The organism is Nocardia jinanensis (assembly GCF_014645735.1).
Lineage (GTDB): Bacteria > Actinomycetota > Actinomycetes > Mycobacteriales > Mycobacteriaceae > Nocardia > Nocardia jinanensis.
Window position 1 is genome coordinate 81766 of sequence record NZ_BMMH01000011.1, and the last position, 19028, is coordinate 100793.

Sequence of the window (19028 nt, forward strand, 5' to 3'; positions counted from 1 at the left end):
TGTAGCGAGTCGAACAATCGGCACGAGAGTGGGAACAACCGATGGATGTATCAGGAGGTGGGGTGGGCGAGCTCGATCTGGCGACCGTGCGAGCTTTCGTCACCGTCGCCGACGAAGGTCAGTTCAGCGCGGCCGCGGCGCTGCTCGGGATCAGCCAGCAGGCGGTGTCCAAACGAATCGCGCGGCTGGAACACCGACTCGGTCTCGACCTCTTCCACCGGGTGCCCACCGGTGCCACTCTCACCGCGGCCGCCGCACGGTTCCTGCCGCACGCGCGGTCACTGCTCGCCGTAGCCGACGAAGCCGTGGCCACGGTGGTGCGGCAGCCGCGGCCGCTGCGGGTCGCGGTGCTGGGGGAGCGGGCGACCGAAATGCGGGCCATGCGGTACTACCTCGGGCGCCACCCCGATCGCGATACCGAGATCGTGCTGACCAACGCGTTCGTCACCTCCCGGGACGCCCTGGTCGCCGGGCGGGTCGACGCCGCCTTCGCCCGTGCCCACGGTGGCCCCCGCACATTGCCGGCGCGGATCGCGGCGATCCCGTTCCATCTGGACCTACTGCATCTGCTGGTCGGCAAGGATCATCCGCTGGCCGGTCATGCGGCGGTGCCGCTCGCCGAACTGGCCGGGGCCACGGTGTGGGTGCCCGGGACATCGGTGGAATCGGAATGGACCGACTACTACCGCGAACTGAGCCGGTACAGCGGGGTCGTGATCGACAGCAGCCGCCGGTCGGAACTGTTCCCCGATGTCGCCACCGGCCGTGGCCCGGCGCCGATCGCGATGGTGATCGAGCACATCGCCGATTCGGATACCCTCGCGACCTTCAGCGCCGACGGTTTCGAATCCCCGTGGCATCCGCATATCCGCCGGGTGCCCGTCGTCGACCCGACACCCGCCTACCCGCACGCGCTGTTGTGGGACGAAACCGACCCGCATCCGGGCATCGCGGATCTGGTCGAGTATTTCCGGGACAACTACAACCGCGACGTCGCGGCCGACTGCTGGATCCCCGAGATCGACCGGTCCCTGTTCGTACCCGCGTAGCAGCCACGACCAGAAACCTGCTCTGTCCTGCACCGTCCGCACCGAACCGCGCCGCCGGTGGGGCTGGTCCCCGGACACGCGGGCGTCCCGGCGGTGATCAGGCCGAACTGACCCGGTATATCCGCAGATCCTCCGGGACACCGCTCAGCGGCGCGGCGAAGAAACTGCGGCGGTAGGGCCGCGCGGTGTACCCGAGTTCGTCCAGCGTCTCCGGCTCCAGTGCGGCGAGCGTGGTCTCGGAGATCATCATCTTGCCGTTGCCACCCGCCTCCATCACCCGGGCGGCGATGGTGACGTCCACACCCAGCCAGTCGCCACCGATCTCCCGCGGTGAGCCGGTGTGCAGGCCGATCCGCATCCGGGGCCGATAGCTACCGGCGGTGATATCGGCGAGGTTGCGTTTCGCCGCGATCGCGGCCTGGACGGCCCGATCGGCGGACGGGAACACCGCCATCACGCCGTCGCCCATCCGTTTCACCACCTGACCGCCGCGTTCGGCGATCGGCGGTTCGATGGCCTTGGCTACTTTGCGGAGTAGATCCAGGGTGGCTTCGTCGCCCGCGGTGAGTGACCAGGAGGAGAACGAGACCAGATCCGTGAACATCACGGTCGTCTCCTCGGTGCCCTTGCCGCGGCCGAGCCGTTCGAGCATCGCTTGCCAGACCTGGAGTGCGCCGAAACCGATCTCCCGGGCGGCGCTGGGGTTGTCGCCGACCAAGCGGTCCGCGGCGCGCGCGACGGCCCGGGCGCCGCCGGGGCCGGTGACCGAGAGCGGATCGCCGAAAGCGGGGTCGCCGGGGAGTTGATGACGGGCCCGGCGCAGCACCTCGATCACGTCCGGACGCTGGTTCGCCGCATTCATCAGGGCGGACAGCGGGTGGACGCGCGGGCGGCCGGAGCCGACGGCCTCGCCGTTGTCGGGTACGGGGGTAAGCCCGATCCGGACCTTGTCCGCGGTCGCGTGGTCGGCGACCGGCGCGGCGGTGCTGTCGACCTCCGGCTCCGGTACGGCACGGCCGGAGGGCTTTTCGTTCACATCCCGAGCGTATCTCAGGGGGTCGGACGTGGGGGGAACGCTGAGAATCGTCACCTGTCGCCTCTCGATCGGAGGAATGCGGCACGCCGTTGGGTCCGCCGATGGAAAACGTGTGGTGCCTGCACCCGATCGTAGTGACGACCGGCGTTCTGCTGGTGAACGTATGGTTACAGATATTTGGCAACTCGCGAAGAGTCCGCTCGCTCGCCTCGCACCGATCACCGGGGTGAACAACCACACTGTGTGATCACGACCACCGGCCCGGCGCGTCGCCGCGCCGGGCCGGTGGTAAGTGCACTCCGACGACCGGGCAGTGGCCGCCGGCGTGCGGGGGCGCGCGAACCTCCCGACAAGGTCGTGCTACCCACAACCCGAGCGGCGAGGGAAGCGGCTCGGGTGGTTCTCGGTCAGGCGTCGCGCTTGTTGACCACCAACAGTGCGACGCCGGTGACGAGTGCGACGAAGGCGATGAAGTAGACGAGGCTGCCCCATACACCCCAGTGCCAGTTGCCCGACGCCATCGACTCATCCATCAGCGCGAAGCGGCTCGCGTTCTGGAACGGCAGGAACGCGCTGATCTCACGTCCCACCTTACCCAGTGCGCCGACCAGCGGCTCGATGATCAGCTGCCAGAGCACGATCAGCGAGATGGCCGCGGCCGACTGCCGGACCAGCACACCGATACCGATGGCGAGCACAACATTGAGGAAGGCGAGGATCGGTATCGCGTACAGGGCGCGCCAGTTGTCCTCCAGGACCAGCGTCGACCCGGCATCCCCGGCGACAGCCTTGGCCACCGCGTACGCGGCGAACGCCAACACCGTGGTCAGCGCGGCCGCGTACAGGCCGACCAGGCCCGCTTTGGTACCGATCACCAGCAGGCGATTGGGCACCGCCTGGAAGGTGGTGCGAATGATGCCGAACCGGTACTCGCTGGTCACGGTCAGGGTGGCCATGATGGCGAGCACCATGACCCCGAACCCGCTGATCCCGAGGAAGGCAGTGTCGACGGTCAGGGCGGGCGCACCGGAAGCCTGAGGGTCGTCGGCGGCGATCCGGCCGATCAGCCCGAACAGGGCGGCGAAGCCGACGGCGAGGCCCACCACGATCAGTGAGCACCACCACGGCGAACGGGTCGAGGTGAGTTTGATGCGTTCCGCGGCGATCACACCCATTACTTGGTACCTCCGAGAACCTTGGGCTCGACCGGCTGCTGGGCGACTGCTCCCGGCGGAGCCGCCGCTACCTCGCCCGGCGGCCCGACCTCACCGTGATACTGGACATCCCCGCCGGTCATCCGCATGAACGCTTCCTCGAGCGAACCCCGCTGCGGGGCGAGTTCGAAGAGGGTGATGTGGTGTTCGCCCGCCAGCGCGCCGACAGCGTCGCTGGTGACCCCGTTCACCACCAGGGCCGCGCCGTCGGCGCTGCCCTCGTTCTGTTTCACGGTCATCCCGTTGGAGGTGAGCAGGCTGCGCAACTCGTCGAGCTGCGGACTGCGCACCCGCACCGAGGACTCCGACGCACGTTCGATGAAGTCCGAGGTCGTGGAATCGGAAATGAGCCGGCCGCGGCCGATGACCACCAGGTGATCGGCCGTCTGCGACATCTCCGACAGCAGATGGCTCGAAACCAGTACGGTGCGGCCCTCGGCCGCCAGCCGCTGCATGAACCGCCGGATCCAGAGGATGCCCTCCGGATCCAGGCCGTTGACCGGCTCGTCGAAGAGCAGGATCTTCGGATCGCCCAGCAGCGCCCCGGCCAGACCGAGCCGCTGCGACATACCGAGAGAGAAACCACCGGCCGATTTACCGGCGACCTCGGACAGGCCCACCAGCCGCAGCACCTCTTCGACCCGGGATTTCGGCAGCCCGTTCGAGGCTGCCATCCATTCCAGATGGGCCCGCGCCGAACGGTTGGGATGCACCCATTTCGCGTCCAGCAGCGCGCCGACCTCACGTAACGGGTGCTTCAGCTGCCCGTACGGTCTGCCGTTGACGAGCGCGCTGCCCGCGGTGGGGCGATCCAGGCCGAGGATCATGCGCATAGTGGTGGATTTACCGGCGCCGTTGGGTCCGAGGAAACCGGTGACCTGACCGGGTTTCACAGTGAAGGTCAGGTCCTGGACCGCGACGGTCTGCCCGTAATGCTTGGTCAAGCCCCGGACTTCGATCATGACGACCAGCATGCCCTATCCACGGCGTGCCCGCGTCGCCCGTTGGTCGCCATCGGCACTCATCCTGGAGGATGACCCGGCTCCGGCCCACCACCCACTCGCGGACGGTCGGGCCTCGGGGGATCTACCGCCCGGGGGAGGACGCCTGGGCCCAGAACCGCTTCGGGATGCGGCCCGCTTCCCGCGCCCGGTAACCGGCCCGCACCGCGTCGGCCATGGCCGCGGCCATCAGCGCCGGACGCTTGGCCCGAGTCACCGCGGTGGCCAGCAGGACCGCCGAGCAGCCGAGTTCCATGGCGAGTGCGGCGTCGCTGGCGGTCCCGATTCCGGCGTCCAGGATCACCGGCACCTGGGCGCGGCTCACGATCATCTCGATATTGTGCGGATTGCCGATACCCAGACCGGTACCGATCGGGGCGCCCAGCGGCATCACCGCCGCACAGCCCGCATCCTCGAGCCGCCGCGCCAGCGCGGGGTCGTCGTTGGTGTAGGGGAGCACGGTGAAACCGGCGTCCACCAGCTGTTCGGCGGCATCGATCAACTCGATCGGATCGGGCAGCAGGGTCCGGTCGTCCGCGATCACTTCGAGTTTCACCCAGTTGGTGTCCAGCGCCTCGGCCGCCAGCTGGGCGGTGAGGACCGCTTCGGCGGCGGTCCGGCAACCGGCGGTATTGGGCAGCGGCGTGATATCGAGCCGTTTCAGCAGGTCGAGCACGCCGGTACCGCCCGCGGCGTCGACGCGGCGCATGGCGACGGTGGTCAGTTCCGTACCGGAGGCCAGCAGGGCCTCTTCCAAGACGGTCAGATTCTCCGCGCCGCCGGTGCCCATGATCAGCCGGGAGCCGAATACACGGTCAGCGATACGCAGCGCTTCGTCAGCCACCTTGGACCGCCGTGAGTACATCGATCTCCCAGCCGCGACCCACCGGTTCTTCCCAGCGCGATTTGGGGAACACGGTGCCGTCGACCGCCAGGGCCACACCCTGGCACGGCAGCTCGAGGCGTTCGAGCAGTTCGCGCACCGTGAGCGGTTCGGCGAACTCGTGGTCTACCCCGTTCACCGTGACGCCGATCGGCACGGACGAGCCGTGCGCCGGCGACCCTTGTGTTGGCGACTGTGTCATCGACTACCTCCTGAGGGTGTGGATGCCGTGAACCGGTGCGGATCGGCGGCCGCGGCCTCGGCCAGCGGTTTCCCGCGGAGCTCGGCCACTACCGCGTCGGCGGTGAGCGCGCTGGTCAGCATGCCGTTGCGGCCGTGTCCGGTGGCCGCGACCACGCGGTCGGACAGCCGCCCGACGAGCGGAAGATTATCGGGCGAGCCGGGTCGCGACCCGGCCGCGGCCTCGGCCAGCTCGTACTCCCCGATACCGGGGAAGACGGTTTCGGCGTCGCCGATGAGATCGCGCACCCCGGCAACCGTGACCGCGGTATCGAAACCCGCCTCGTACTGGGTGGCGCCGAGCACCACACCGTCGGCGCGGGGCACGAAGTACACGGGCCGGCCGTGGACTCGGGCGCGCACGACCCGGGTGGGCGGGGGCTGTGCGCCGGGCCGGTGCCGCAGCCGCAGGATCTCCCCCTTCACCGGCCGGACCGGCAGGCCGGGCCATAGTTCGGCCGACGCCGCGCCCGCGGCCAGTACGACCTGCCGGTGATCGAGTTCGGCGAGGTCCCGGACCCGATCCGGGTGCACGGTCACCCCGGCCTCGGCCACCGCCTTGCGCAGTGCGGTCACCAGCCGGCGGTTGTCGACCGCCGGTTCGGTGGGAGCGAGCAGACCCGCGCGGACCGTACGGGCCAGTGCCGGTTCCAGCTCACGGACCCCGGCCCGGTCCAGTACCCGCAGTTCGTGTCCGCGCGCACCGACCCATTCGGCGACTGTTCGCAGATCGGCGGCGTCGGCGGTGTCCTGGGCGACGGTCAGGGTTTCGGCGGCGACGAAAACGTCCACACCGGTGACGGCCGCGAGCCGGGCCGCGAATCCGGGCCAGCGCGCCAGTGCGGCGGCGCCGAACTCCAGGACTTCGTCTTCACCGGGCCAGCCCTCCGACAGCGGTGCGAGCATGCCACCGGCCACCCATGAGGCGCCGGTACCCACCGCCGGATCGAACAGGGTGACCGTCCAACCCGCTTCCGCGGCCCGCCAGGCCACCGCCAGCCCGATCACGCCGCCGCCGACGACGGCCAGCGTCGCGCCGGTGGCCGGTTCGCTCACCTGTGCCACCTCCTCCGGGCGCCGCGGCGACATCGCATCGGGTCAGCGGTACCGCCGGATCGATGGAGCGGTGCCCGGCCACCTCGCGGGAGCGGCGCCCGGCCGTGTCGTACCGGTCGTTTCCGGCTCGCCGCCCGCGCCGTGCGCGCGGATGTTCGCACTACGTTCCACCTCCTGCAACTTCTCCACGTTAGCGCGGTTACCGTGGCAGTTGTGCAACCGTCCTCCGCTCGCCGACCGCTGCCCCCGCGCGACCGTCTCACGACCGCCCGGCTGTACCTGTGCACAGACGCCCGCCGGGAAAAGGGGGATCTGGCCGAGTTCGCGGAAGCGGCTCTGGCCGGTGGTGTCGATATCGTCCAGCTCCGCGACAAGGGGTCGCCCGGTGAGCAGCGGTACGGTCCACTCGAGGCCAAGGGCGAACTCGCGGCCCTCGCCGAACTGAAGGGGGCCGCCCGCCGGCACGGGGCGCTGCTCGCGGTGAACGACCGCGCCGATATCGCGCTGGCGGCGGGCGCCGATGTACTGCATCTGGGCCAGCAGGACCTGCCGCCCTGGTATGCCCGCAAAATTCTCGGTCCGGACGTGGTGATCGGGCGGTCCACCCACGACCTGGATCAGGCCCGGCTGGCCGCGGGCGACGAGAACCTCGACTATTTCTGTACCGGCCCGGTGTGGGCCACACCCACCAAACCCGGGCGTACGCCCGCGGGTCTGGAACTGGTGCGCGGGACCGCGGAAGCGGAACCGACCCGCCCGTGGTTCGCCATCGGCGGTATCGACGCCGCGACCCTGCCCGAAGTGCTGGCGGCGGGCGCCGAACGTGTCGTGGTGGTCCGCGCGATCACCGCCGCCGACGATCCGGAAGCCGCGGCACGTGAGCTGAAGTCCGCGCTGTTGGCAGCCGATTGACCGGACGGGCCTGGTTTCGCGGGTCCAGCGGCCTGGTTCATCCTGCGTCGGCGCCGACGAAAGGGCTGTACCAGCCGTCGGGCCAGCCAGGTGCCCGACGATCTCGTTTCCGATCGTGGCGGACCAGCCGGCGAGCAGCTTCGGGCCGTCCTCGGCGGCGGTTGCGGGGGGCGGGCTGTAGACGACCACGCTCAGGCCGCTCTCGTCCGGCAGGGTCATGGTCTCCTGATCGAGTTCCAGCTCGCCGACGAGTGGATGGTTGAGGCGTTTCGTGCTCTCGCCGAAGGCGTGTACGTCATGGGATCCCCACATCACGCGGCCGAACCGCCCGCTGCCGGGCGCCCGGCGTCCAACCTCATCACCCGCCGAACCCTCGGCTGGGAACCCACTCAGCCCGGCCTGCTCGCCGATTTGGACAACGGCCATTACTTCCCCGGCAGGGGCCTGATCACTCGCCAAGCTGCGCACGCCTAGCCTCACGCACCGAACACATCTCAACCACGTCACTCACCCTCACCAATGCTGGACTCCGACACATCCCTGGAAATCGAAATCTGTTGGGAGAGAAGAGTAACGACTGTTCCACCCGCCATGTTGCTCCAAACCGACCGACGTGAACAGGGAGTGCGTAACGAACGTCTCACCCCCGCGAGCGTCGCGACCTCACCCCTGCGCAGTCCCGGCACCCCGTCGAGCGAACCCGGGCTGATCCGGAAGGAAGGCGCGCCGGCCGTGCCCGGCGCAGAGGGGCAGGGCCGACGCGTGTTCCGGCGGTGCCAGGTGAGGTGAGCGGTGGAGCCAGGTCGCATCCCCTGGCTCTGGTTCACCGCGATTTCCGGCCTGTCGCGCAGCGCGCCGTGCTCTGAGTGTTGACACTTTCGAGGCGCCGGAAACCTGCTCGGGTGGACCGGTTCACGGTCGCGGATCGTCACGGGCAGTGCGGTCCGGGACGGCCGGACAGCCCGCCCGCGTCAGGATCGGATTCTCAGAGTAGCCAGAGCACCGCGCCCGCTGCCGCGAGCACAGCGCAGATCCCCAGGCCGATGGACACCGGCCGGGCGGTCTTCCAGAGCGTGTAGGCACCGCCGATGAGGAATCCGGCGAGGGTGAACAGCAGAACTACGGCGACATCGGTGGACACAGAGCCCTATTGTGCCTGGTCTTCGCGCTGGTCCGGGCGGGGGCCCGAGCCTGGAAATTAACAAGCACGCGTGCTTGATTTTTTGCCGGTCGCCTGTGATGCTGGGGCGGTACGCGGACAGCCACGGGCGCATATCGGCGCCCCCGCCCGGTGCCGCGGTAGGAGGCGAAGCCGCTGATGAGTGGTCTGTCTGCCGATCCCGGCCTGATCCGGATCGGTAACTGTTCCGGGTTCTACGGCGACCGTTTCGGCGCGATGCGCGAAATGCTCGAGGGTGGGCAGCTCGATGTGCTGACCGGCGACTACCTCGCCGAACTGACCATGCTGATCCTGGGCCGCGACCGGATGAAGGATCCCGGCCTCGGCTATGCCAAGACCTTCCTGCGCCAGCTCGAGGATTGCCTCGGCCCGGCTCTGGAACGCAACGTCCGGATCGTCACCAACGCCGGCGGCCTGAATCCGGCCGCGCTGGCGGAGAAGGTGCGGGAACTGGCGGCCCGCCTCGGCCTCGAGGTCCGGGTCGGATATGTGGACGGCGACGATCTCACCGGCCGCGCCGCCGAGCTGGACCTCGGGTCGCCGCTCACCGCCAACGCCTATCTCGGAGCCTGGGGTATCGCCGAATGCCTGGAAGCGGGCGCGGATGTGGTGGTCACCGGCCGGGTCACCGACGCATCGGTCGTGGTGGGCCCCGCCGCCGCGCATTTCGGCTGGAAACGCACCGATTACAACCGGCTGGCCGGTGCGGTGGTGGCCGGTCATGTGATCGAGTGCGGCACCCAGGCCACCGGTGGCAATTTCGCGTTCTTCACCGAGCTCTCCGATCTCGGCCGGCCCGGGTTCCCGCTCGCGGAGATCCGCGCGGACGGTAGCAGTGTCATCACCAAACACGAGGGCACCGGCGGCGCGGTCACCGTCGATACGGTGGCGGCGCAGCTCATGTACGAGATCCAGGGCGCGCGCTATGCCGGGCCCGATGTCACCGCCCGGCTCGATACGGTCGAACTAGCGGCCGACGGGCCGGACCGGGTATCGATCCGGGGGGTCGAGGGGGAGCCGCCGCCACCGACGGTGAAAGTCTCACTGAACACTATCGGCGGATTCCGCAACGAGATGGAGTTCATCCTCACCGGACTCGATATCGAGGAGAAAGCCGCGCTGGCGCGGCGGCAACTGGAGTCCTGGTTGCCCGAGCGCCCGGCCGAGCTGGACTGGACTCTGGCGCGGCTGGACCGCCCCGACGCCGGAACCGAGGAACAGGCCAGCGCCCTGCTGCGCTGTGTGGTTCGCGACCCCGACCCGAACAAGGTGGGTCGCGCGTTCTCCAGCGTGGCCGTCGAACTCGCGCTGGCCAGCTATCCGGGATGCAGTTTCACCGCCCCGCCGGGGAACGGCTCACCCTACGGTGTCTACCGCCCGGGGTATGTCGACGCCGCCGAGGTCTCGCATGCGGCCCACCGCCCGGCCGGTTGTCAGGTACTGGTCGGGGGGCCGTCGGAGACGCGGGAACTGACCGAGGTACCGGAACCCGGGCTTCCCGAACCGCTTCCGTCCGGGCCCACCGAACGGGTGCCGCTCGGTGCGATCGCGCTCGCCCGCAGCGGCGACAAGGGTGGCGATGCGAATATCGGCGTCTGGGTGCGCACCGATGACCAATGGCGCTGGCTCGTCCACACTCTCACCGTCGACCGGCTGCGCGAACTGCTGCCCGAGACCGCGACGCTGGAGGTCACCCGGCATGTGCTGCCGAATCTGCGGGCCCTGAACTTCCTGATCTCCGGTCTGCTCGGTGCGGGCGTGGCCTATCAGGCCCGGTTCGATCCGCAGGCGAAGGGACTCGGCGAATGGCTGCGGTCCCGTTATCTCGACATACCGTTGGAGTTGCTGCCGTGAGCACTGTCTGGAATACGCCGGAGCGCCGGGAACTACGCACCACGGTGCGGGCGTTCGCCGAGCGCGAGATCCTGCCCCACCTCGACGATTGGGAACGCGACGGGGAGATCCCGCGGGAACTGCACAAGAAGGCCGGCGCGCTGGGGCTGCTGGGTATCCAGTTCCCCGAGGCCGTCGGCGGGGCCGGGGGCGACGGTATCGACGGCGCGATCGTCTGCGAGGAACTGCACTACGCGGGTGTCTCCGGCGGGCTGTTCGCTTCGCTGTTCACCTGCGGTATCGCCGTCCCGCATCTCATCGGCGCGGGAGACCCCGAACAGATCGCGCGCTGGGTGGAACCGACCCTGGCCGGGGAGAAGATCGGCTCACTGGCCATCACCGAACCCGGCGGCGGCTCCGATGTCGGCCATCTGACCACCACCGCCCGCCGCGACGGCGACCACTACATCGTCAACGGCGCGAAGACCTACATCACCTCCGGTTGCCGCGCCGATTTCGTGGTCACCGCGGTGCGCACCGGCGGCCCCGGAGCCGCCGGCGTCTCACTGCTGGTGGTCGAGAAGGACGCACCCGGTTTCACCGTCGGCCGGAAACTGGACAAGATGGGCTGGCGGGCCTCCGATACCGCGGAACTGTCCTACCAGGATGTGCGAGTTCCGGCGGCGAACCTGGTGGGGCCGGAGAATTCCGGTTTCCTGCAGATCGCGTCCGCGTTCGTCAGCGAGCGGGTGGGCCTCGCGGTGCAGGCGTATTCGAGCGCGCAACGCTGCCTGGACCTCACTCTGGACTGGGTGCGCACCCGCGAGACCTTCGGCCGCCCGCTCATCAGTCGCCAGGCCGTGCAGAACACCGTGACCGAGATGGCACGCCGGGTGGATATCGCCCGGGTGTACACCCGTGACGTGGCCGCTCGCGCCGCCGCCGGGGAAACCGATCTGATCGCCGAGGTGTGCTTCGCCAAGAACACTGCCGTCGAATCCGGTGAATGGGTCGCCAACCAGGCGGTGCAGTTGTTCGGCGGGCTCGGTTACATGCGGGAATCCGAGGTCGAGCGCCAGTACCGCGATATGCGGATTCTGGGCATCGGCGGCGGCACCACCGAAATCCTCACCGGCCTGGCCGCGAAACGATTGGGGTACCAGTCTTGACGACACTGCGCAGCACCCTCGATACCGGCACCGGTGACTACACCGCGGCGGCCGCGGCGATGACCGCCAAGCTCGCCGAGGTCGAGGCGGAATTCGGAAAGGTCATCGCGGGCGGCGGCCCGGACAAACTGGCCCGGCACCGCAAACGCGGCAAGCTCACCGCCCGGGAGCGGATCGAACTGCTCATCGACGAGGACTCCCCGTTCCTCGAACTGTGCCCGCTGGCGGCCTGGGGCAGCGAATTCCAGGTCGGCGCGAGCACGGTCGCCGGGATCGGTGTGGTCGAGGGCGTGGAATGCATGATCGTCGCGCCCGACCCCACCGTGCGCGGCGGTACCTCCAACCCCTGGACGCTGCGGAAAACGCTGCGGGTCAACGACATCATCCGGGAGAACCGGCTCCCGGTGATATCCCTGGTGGAATCCGGGGGCGCCGATCTGCCCACGCAGAAAGAGGTTTTCGTCCCCGGCGGGCGAATGTTCCGCGACCTCACCCAGGCCTCGGCGGCCGGGATCCCCACCATCGCCCTGGTCTTCGGCAACTCCACCGCGGGCGGTGCCTATATCCCCGGTATGTCCGATCATGTGGTGATGATCAAGGAACGCTCCAAGGTGTTCCTGGGTGGACCGCCGCTGGTGAAGATGGCCACCGGTGAGGAGTCCGACGACGAATCGCTCGGTGGTGCGGATATGCACGCGCGGGTCTCGGGCCTGGCCGACTACTACGCGCTCGACGAACAGGACGCCATCCGGATCGGCCGGCGCATCGTCAAACGGCTGAACTGGAAGAAACAGGGTCCCGCGCCCCGAGTCGCGGTGCTCGAACCGCTCTACGACCCCGGCGAGTTGCTGGGGATCGTCCCGCCCGACCTCAAGATCCCGTTCGATCCGCGCGAGGTGATCGCCCGGATCGTCGACGGTTCCGATTTCGACGAGTTCAAACCGCGTTACGGTTCCAGCCTGGTCACCGGCTGGGCAGACCTGCACGGGTATCCGGTGGGCATCCTCGCCAACGCCCGCGGTGTGCTGTTCTCCGAGGAATCGCAGAAGGCCACCCAGTTCATCCAGCTGGCCAACAAGACCAACACTCCACTGCTGTTCCTGCACAACACCACCGGCTACATGGTCGGTAAGGAATACGAGCAGAAGGGCATCATCAAACACGGTGCCCAGATGATCAACGCGGTATCCAATTCCAAGGTCCCGCACATCTCCGTCCTGATGGGCGCCTCCTACGGCGCCGGCCACTACGGCATGTGCGGCCGGGCCTACGACCCCCGATTCGTCTTCGCCTGGCCCAGCGCCAAATCCGCTGTGATGGGCGGGGCGCAGCTGGCCGGGGTGATCTCCATCGTCGGCCGCGCCTCCGCCGAGGCCCGCGGGCAGGCGTTCGACGAAGAGGCCGATGCCGGGATGCGCGCCATGGTAGAGGCTCAGATCGAGGCGGAATCGCTGGCGATGTTCATGTCCGGGCGGCTCTACGACGACGGGGTCATCGACCCGCGTGATACCCGCACAGTGCTGGGTATGGCCCTGTCGGCCATCCACACTGCTCCTGTCCAGGGCGCCGAATCCTTCGGCGTCTTCCGAATGTGAGGCCGGTCGTGTCGAATTCGCAGCAACTCATCACCAGTGTTCTGGTGGCCAATCGCGGTGAGATCGCGCGCCGGATCTTCGCCTCCTGCCGCCGGATGGGCCTGGGCACGGTCGCCGTGTACTCCGATGCCGACTCGGCTTCACCACATGTGGCCGAGGCGGACGCGGCGGTGCGCCTACCCGGGAACACCCCGGCACAGACCTATCTGCGCGCCGATCTGATCATCGCCGCCGCACAGGCCGCGGGCGCCGACGCCGTACATCCCGGCTACGGATTCCTCTCCGAGAACGCGGAATTCGCGCATGCGGTGGAAGCCGCCGGATTGGTCTGGATCGGGCCCCCGGCCACCGCCATCGAGGAGATGGGTTCCAAGGTGGCGGCCAAGAAGATGATGGATGCCGCCGGTGTGCCGGTGCTGGCCGAACTCGACCCGGACGAGGTCACCGAAGCTCAGCTGCCCGTGCTCATCAAAGCCTCCGCCGGTGGCGGCGGTCGCGGTATGCGCGTAGTACGCACCCTCGCCGAGCTTCCCGAACAGCTCGCCGGGGCCCGCCGGGAAGCCGAATCGGCGTTCGGCGATCCGACTGTCTTCTGTGAGCGCTACCTGGAGACCGGCCGCCATATCGAGGTGCAGGTGATGGCCGATACCCACGGCACCATCTGGGCCGTCGGCGAACGGGAATGCTCGATCCAGCGCCGCCACCAGAAGGTCGTCGAGGAAGCGCCCTCACCGCTGGTGGAACGGATCGATTCCGGTCTCGGGCCCGGGACGGGACCCGGAATGCGGGACCGGCTGTTCGACGCGGCCCGCCAGGCGTCGGCCGCCATCGGTTACACCGGCGCCGGCACGGTCGAATTCCTCGCCGACGAGGCCGGGCAGTTCTACTTCCTGGAGATGAACACCCGGCTACAGGTCGAACATCCGGTCACCGAATGCACCACCGGTCTCGATCTCGTCGCGCTCCAGCTCGAGATCGCCCAGGGTGCCCGGCTCGACCCCGAACCCCCGGCCATGCGCGGGCATTCCATCGAGGCGCGGCTCTACGCCGAGGACCCCGCACAGGACTGGCAGCCGCAGAGCGGCACCGTGCACCATATCGAGATCCCTTCGGTGATCACGGAATTCGATCTACCCGTGCGACCCGGCGTCCGGCTGGACTCCGGCGTGGTGGACGGCTCCGTGGTCGGTGTGCACTACGACCCCATGCTGGCCAAGGTCATCTCCTACGGCCGCACCCGCGACGAGGCCGCCCGGCTGCTGGCCGGGGCGTTGCAGCGGGCCCGGATCCACGGACTCGTCACCAACCGGGACCTGCTGGTCCGGGTGTTGCGTCATCCCGCGTTTCTCGCCGGTGACACCGATACCGCTTTCTTCGCCACTCACGGTCTGGACACGCTGGCCGCGCCCCTGCTCACCGCCGACGACGAGAAGCTCTCGATCATCGCGGCCGCGCTCGCCGAATCGGCCGCGAACCGGGCCGGGGCCGGTGTGGTCGCCGGTGTCCCGAGCGGCTGGCGCAATCTGCCTGCGCAATCCCAGCGCAAGTCCTACGAGAGTCGCCTCAGCGGCGTCCACGAGATCGACTACCGGTTCACCCGGACCGGTATCGAAGTAGCGGGTGTCGCGGGACTGGAGTTGATCACGGCCACCCCCGGCGAGGTGGTGCTGGCGGTGCCGGGGGCACACGGCCCGGTGCGGCGGCAGTTCGCCGTCGCCCGCTACGACGATCTCGTCTGCGTGGATTCGGCGCTCGGCCCGGTGACCGTGCGGCGGTTACCGCGTTTCACCGACCCGGCCGACCAGATCGCCACCGGTTCCCTGCTGGCTCCCATGCCGGGCAGTGTGATCCGGCTGGGCGCCACGGTCGGCAGCCCCGTCACCGCCGGGCAGCCGATCCTGTGGCTGGAGGCCATGAAGATGGAGCACACCGTCGCCGCTCCGGCGGACGGGGTGCTCAGTGCCGTCAATGTCGAGGTCGGCCAGCAGGTCGAGGTCGGCGCCGTTCTCGCCGTGGTGGATCCCGCCGCCCAAGACCAGGAGTGAGCAATGAGCTTCATCGAATCCGACGAACGCAAAGAGTTGCGGGTCGCCGTCGCCGCGTTGGCCACCAAGTACGGCTATCGCGACTACGTGCTGGCCAAGGCACGTAAGAGCGAGCCGCTCGACGAACTCTGGAACGAGGCGGGCAAGCTCGGCTTCCTCGGTGTGAACCTGCCGGAGGAATACGGGGGCGGCGGCGCCGGGATGTACGAACTGGCGCTGGTGATGGAAGAACTGTCCGCACAGGGCGCGGGCCTGCTGCTCATGGTGGTCTCACCCGCTATCTGCGGCACCATCATCACCAAGTACGGCACCGACGAGCAGAAGTCCGAATGGCTTCCGAAGCTCGCCGACGGTTCGGCCAAGATGGTGTTCGGTATCACCGAACCCGATGCCGGCTCCAATTCGCACAAGATCACCACCACCGCGCGCCGCGACGGTGACGACTGGTTGCTCACCGGCCGCAAGATCTTCATCTCCGGTGTCGACCAGGCCGAGGCCGTACTGATCGTGGCCCGCACCGAAGACCATAAGACGGGCAAGCTCGAGCCTGCCCTGTTCATCGTCCCCACCGACGCGCCCGGGTTCGAGAAGACCCCGCAGGACATGGACATCATCGAACCGGACCACCAGTTCACCCTGTTCCTCGACGATGTCCGGCTGCCGTCCACCGCGCTGGTCGGTAAAGAGGACGCCGCCCTCATGCAGCTGTTCGCGGGCCTGAATCCGGAGCGGATCATGGGCGCCGCCATGGCGGTCGGAGTCGGGCGCTACGCCATCGACCGGGCGGTCGAGTACGCCAAGGAGCGCACTGTCTGGAAGACCCCGATCGGTGCGCACCAGGGCATTTCGCATCCGCTCGCGCAGGTGAAGATCGAACTGGAACTGGCCCGGCTGATGATGCTCAAGGCCGCCACCCTCTACGACGCCGGCGACGAGATGGGCGCCGCCGAAGCCGCGAACATGGCCAAATACGCGGCCGCCGAGGCCAGTATCAAAGCCCTCGACCAGGCCATCCAGACCCATGGCGGTTCGGGCCTCACCTCGGAATACGGTCTGGCCGCGATGCTCGGCGCGGCCCGGATCGCGCGGGTGGCCCCGGTGAGCCGGGAAATGATCCTCAACTTCGTCGCCCAGCATTCACTGGGCCTGCCGAAGTCCTACTGAGCAGCCGGAGAGCCGGGGCCACGCGCCCCAGCCCGTCCAGAAAGGCAGGAGCGCCGTGACCGGAACCGAGACCCGGGTCGTCGACTACGCCGTCGAGGACGGGTTCGCCACCCTGACCCTCGACTCCCCGCACAACCGCAACGCCATCTCCGCCCGTCTGGTGGCCGAACTCCTGGAGGGCCTCGACCGCGCCGCCGCCGACCCACAGGTGCGGGGCGTGGTCTTGACACATACCGGCGCCACCTTTTGCGCGGGTGCGGATCTGAAGGAAGCGGTGGATGCCGATCTCGCCGCCGCCTCCGATATCCGCACCCAATGGATGGTGCGGCTGCTGCGCACCATCCTGGAACTCCCCAAACCCGTGATCGCCAGGGTGGACGGGAACGTGCGGGCCGGCGGTATGGGCCTGCTCGCGGCATGCGATATCGCCGTCGCGGGCCTGTCTAGCAGTTTCGCGCTCACCGAGGTCCGGCTCGGGCTGGCCCCGTTCGTCATCTCGCTGACCCTGCTGCCCAGGATGGCGCCTCGCGCCGCCGACCGGTATTTCCTGACCGGCGAGAAGTTCGACGCCGACACCGCCGAGCGGGTCGGCCTGATAACCCTGGCGACCAGCGACCCGGCCGCCCGGGTCGCCGAACTACTGGACGAACTGCGCAAGGGTTCCCCGCAGGGTCTCGCGGAGAGCAAACGACTCACCACCGCGCCGATCCTGGCCGAATTCGACCGCTCCGCCGACGAATTGGCGACCCGCTCGGGTAGCTTCTTCGGCACCGAGGAAGTGATCGAGGGTATGACCGCGTTCCTGCAACGCCGCCCACCGCGCTGGGCCGTCCCGGCCGCCGAATCGTCCTCGGCAGAATAGGCCGCTATGGCGACACCCCACGAACCCAAACAGGACCGCAGCCGGGCCACCCGGCAGCGGCTCCTCGAGGCGACCATCGACTGCCTGGCGGAAAAGGGCTGGGCAGCGGCCACGGTCGCAGTGGTCGCCGAACGGGCGGGGGTGTCGCGGGGCGCGGCCCAGCATCATTTCCCGACCCGCGAAGACCTGATCACCGCCGCCCTGACCTATATGTTCGACACCCGCACCGACCAGGCGGTATCGGCGGTGGTCGTCGAACCAGGTCTGGCCCGCACGGAAGCGGTGGTGGCCGGGCTGGTCGAGTCCTATACGAGCACGCTGTTCAAAGCCGCCCTCCAGGTCTGGACCCACGCCGCCGCCGACCCGGCACTACGCGAACGAATCGTTCCGCTGGAGGCCCGGTTCGGTCGCGGCGCCCACCGTCGCGCTGTCCGCGCGCTGGGGGTCGACGATTCGGATCCGGTCACCCACCACCTGGTCCAGGCCACCCTCGACCTGGCGCGCGGGCTGGGCCTGGCCGACGTCCTCACCGACGATTCGGCCCGCCGCAAGCAGATCGTGCACCAATGGGCGGTCACGTTGCACGAAGCCCTCGAAGCCCGACGGAACTGAATCGAGTAGCCCAGCGGCCCGGGCCGGCTCGGCCGGGGTGACCGATGTGGGCCAGGTGGCTCGGTCCGCAGCGGTAGGCCGACGGAGCTCGCTGAGGCCGTGTCGGCAGAAGTGCCGGCGGCGGTACCGCGAAGCCCCAGCGACTAGCATCATCGGTCCGCCGCAACTTACAGTGCCGGTGTGAGCACCCGATCAGCTGTGGCGCTAGCCGCGGAGACCGAAGCCGAACTCGACCGCTACCCCGACCAGCGCGGTGAGATCCTGCTCGAAGCCGCCGCGCTCTGGCACGACGCGGAAGAGCACGATCGCGCCATCGATCTGTTGACTCGAGCCGTCGCGCTCGGCGGCGAGGACGGCGGACTCGCCCGGGTGAGCATGGCCGAGGTGCTGTTCGATCTCGCTCACGACGCCGAAGCCTGGGCCCAACTCGATGCGCTACGGCAGGACCGGATCGCTTCACCTGCGCCGTATCACCTGGCTGCTGAACTTCTGGAAGAACGCGGCGATGACCAACAAGCCCTGACCTGGTTCAATATCGCTGTTTCTCGGCTGACCGATCAAGAAATGGCTGAACGAGAGACCGAATTCGGCTACTTGTCCTACGCCGACAACATCATTTCCGGTCGCCGCCGCGTCCGCGAAGCACTCGGCCTGCCCGCCGATGAACTCGACGGCTCGGTCTCGTCGGCCGCTGACCGCGCCGCGGAACTCGCCCGCGCGTTGACACCGCCGATACCGCCGCGTGAAATGCGAATCCTGTTCTGGCCCCGTGCTGAAATACCCCGCGCCCACGAAACCTGGCCACAACTGGTCGAAAACCTCGATACCGATACCTACGCCACCGGCCGGGAGAAAGAAAACCGCGAACTGGCCGATTCCGGCATCCCCCGCATCACCATGGTTCCGCTAACCGTCGCGAAACTCGTCGAATACGCCGCGCGCACCGGCGGCGATCCCACCGACTCCGAGACTCGCCAGGCCTGTATCGACGAGATCGTCAGCGAAGGCAAAGCGATCAGCTGGCCGCCCCCGCGCAACGCGCCGTGCTGGTGCGGATCAGCCACCAAATACAAGAAATGCTGCGGTCGGCCGACCCTCGGTTGAGGCACCTCGACCGCGGTGTGCCGTCGGATCCGGGCGGGGCTGACGGACTCACTTCGTAGATTTGAACCGAGTT

Annotated in this window: 18 protein-coding genes and 1 pseudogene; 10 read left to right on the forward strand and 9 right to left on the reverse strand. The window is 68.6% G+C overall.

From position 1 onward, the window contains the following. Window positions 1–62 precede the first annotated feature (62 nt). Window positions 63–1049 (forward strand): LysR family transcriptional regulator, encoded by a 987-nt coding sequence (locus IEY68_RS23600; protein WP_229718943.1) that lies wholly within the window; start codon window positions 63–65, stop codon window positions 1047–1049. A gap of 97 nt (window positions 1050–1146) precedes the next feature. Here the strand turns inward: IEY68_RS23600 and IEY68_RS23605 are convergent, their stop codons facing one another. From IEY68_RS23605 to thiO, 6 genes are all read right to left on the reverse strand, one after another. Continuing rightward, window positions 1147–1911: an adenylate/guanylate cyclase domain-containing protein gene (locus tag IEY68_RS23605; RefSeq protein WP_058855363.1), complete on the reverse strand. Its 765-nt coding sequence runs from the start codon at window positions 1909–1911 to the stop codon at window positions 1147–1149. A 581-nt stretch (window positions 1912–2492) separates the two neighbouring features. Continuing rightward, window positions 2493–3260, reverse strand: coding sequence for an ABC transporter permease (locus IEY68_RS23610; protein WP_058855351.1), 768 nt, complete (start codon window positions 3258–3260; stop codon window positions 2493–2495). Next, window positions 3260–4261, reverse strand: a complete 1002-nt coding sequence (locus IEY68_RS23615) for an ABC transporter ATP-binding protein (protein WP_062999605.1) — start codon at window positions 4259–4261, stop codon at window positions 3260–3262. Before IEY68_RS23615 ends, IEY68_RS23610 begins: the two co-directional genes overlap by 1 nt. A gap of 124 nt (window positions 4262–4385) precedes the next feature. Next, window positions 4386–5144: a thiazole synthase gene (locus IEY68_RS23620; RefSeq protein ID WP_058855350.1), complete on the reverse strand. Its 759-nt coding sequence runs from the start codon at window positions 5142–5144 to the stop codon at window positions 4386–4388. Beyond that, window positions 5137–5385, reverse strand: coding sequence for a sulfur carrier protein ThiS (gene thiS, locus IEY68_RS23625; protein ID WP_058855349.1), 249 nt, complete (start codon window positions 5383–5385; stop codon window positions 5137–5139). Before thiS ends, IEY68_RS23620 begins: the two co-directional genes overlap by 8 nt. Continuing rightward, window positions 5382–6479 carry a glycine oxidase ThiO gene (gene thiO / locus IEY68_RS23630; RefSeq protein ID WP_229718944.1) on the reverse strand — a complete coding sequence of 366 codons (1098 nt, stop codon included), beginning with the start codon at window positions 6477–6479 and terminating at the stop codon, window positions 5382–5384. The genes thiS and thiO overlap by 4 nt, the downstream gene beginning before the upstream one ends. 213 nt (window positions 6480–6692) lie before the next feature. On the opposite strand from thiO, the gene thiE reads away from it, so the two are divergent. Further along, the gene (gene thiE / locus IEY68_RS23635; RefSeq protein WP_058855348.1) at window positions 6693–7391 is read left to right on the forward strand and encodes a thiamine phosphate synthase; all 699 of its coding nucleotides are present in this window, start codon (window positions 6693–6695) and stop codon (window positions 7389–7391) included. Window positions 7392–7598: 207 nt separating this feature from the next. On the opposite strand, the pseudogene IEY68_RS37155 reads toward thiE, so the two are convergent. Both IEY68_RS37155 and IEY68_RS23645 read right to left on the reverse strand, forming a co-directional pair. Further along, window positions 7599–7817 (reverse strand): annotated as a pseudogene (locus IEY68_RS37155) (MmyB family transcriptional regulator); the annotation flags it as partial. Between the two features lie 559 nt (window positions 7818–8376). After that, complete coding sequence (locus IEY68_RS23645) at window positions 8377–8532, reverse strand: CG2302 family histidine operon protein (protein ID WP_189094468.1); 156 nt, start codon at window positions 8530–8532, stop codon at window positions 8377–8379. A gap of 177 nt (window positions 8533–8709) precedes the next feature. Between IEY68_RS23645 and IEY68_RS23650 the strand changes: the two genes are divergently transcribed. The 7 genes from IEY68_RS23650 to IEY68_RS23680 are packed head-to-tail and all read left to right on the forward strand — an operon-like array spanning window position 8710 to window position 17851. Next, a complete protein-coding gene (locus IEY68_RS23650; RefSeq protein ID WP_058855346.1) occupies window positions 8710–10425 on the forward strand; it encodes an acyclic terpene utilization AtuA family protein in 1716 nt (571 codons plus the stop codon). Then, window positions 10422–11573 carry an acyl-CoA dehydrogenase family protein gene (locus tag IEY68_RS23655; RefSeq protein WP_234293534.1) on the forward strand — a complete coding sequence of 384 codons (1152 nt, stop codon included), beginning with the start codon at window positions 10422–10424 and terminating at the stop codon, window positions 11571–11573. The genes IEY68_RS23650 and IEY68_RS23655 overlap by 4 nt, the downstream gene beginning before the upstream one ends. After that, window positions 11570–13168, forward strand: coding sequence for an acyl-CoA carboxylase subunit beta (locus IEY68_RS23660; protein WP_058855344.1), 1599 nt, complete (start codon window positions 11570–11572; stop codon window positions 13166–13168). The genes IEY68_RS23655 and IEY68_RS23660 overlap by 4 nt, the downstream gene beginning before the upstream one ends. 8 nt (window positions 13169–13176) lie before the next feature. Further along, window positions 13177–15213 carry an acetyl/propionyl/methylcrotonyl-CoA carboxylase subunit alpha gene (locus IEY68_RS23665; protein WP_058855343.1) on the forward strand — a complete coding sequence of 679 codons (2037 nt, stop codon included), beginning with the start codon at window positions 13177–13179 and terminating at the stop codon, window positions 15211–15213. 3 nt (window positions 15214–15216) lie between these two features. Further along, a complete protein-coding gene (locus IEY68_RS23670) occupies window positions 15217–16377 on the forward strand; it encodes an acyl-CoA dehydrogenase family protein (RefSeq protein ID WP_058855342.1) in 1161 nt (386 codons plus the stop codon). 55 nt (window positions 16378–16432) lie between these two features. Continuing rightward, a complete protein-coding gene (locus tag IEY68_RS23675) occupies window positions 16433–17239 on the forward strand; it encodes an enoyl-CoA hydratase family protein (RefSeq protein ID WP_058855341.1) in 807 nt (268 codons plus the stop codon). Between the two features lie 6 nt (window positions 17240–17245). Next, window positions 17246–17851 (forward strand): TetR/AcrR family transcriptional regulator, encoded by a 606-nt coding sequence (locus IEY68_RS23680; protein WP_058855340.1) that lies wholly within the window; start codon window positions 17246–17248, stop codon window positions 17849–17851. 204 nt (window positions 17852–18055) lie between these two features. Here the strand turns inward: IEY68_RS23680 and IEY68_RS23685 are convergent, their stop codons facing one another. Further along, window positions 18056–18256, reverse strand: a complete 201-nt coding sequence (locus tag IEY68_RS23685; RefSeq protein ID WP_156426228.1) for a hypothetical protein — start codon at window positions 18254–18256, stop codon at window positions 18056–18058. Between IEY68_RS23685 and IEY68_RS23690 the strand changes: the two genes are divergently transcribed. Then, on the forward strand, window positions 18236–18955 hold the full coding sequence (locus tag IEY68_RS23690) for an SEC-C domain-containing protein (protein ID WP_189094469.1): 720 nt from the start codon (window positions 18236–18238) through the stop codon (window positions 18953–18955). The genes IEY68_RS23685 and IEY68_RS23690 overlap by 21 nt on opposite strands. The last annotated feature ends 73 nt before the right edge of the window (window positions 18956–19028 follow it).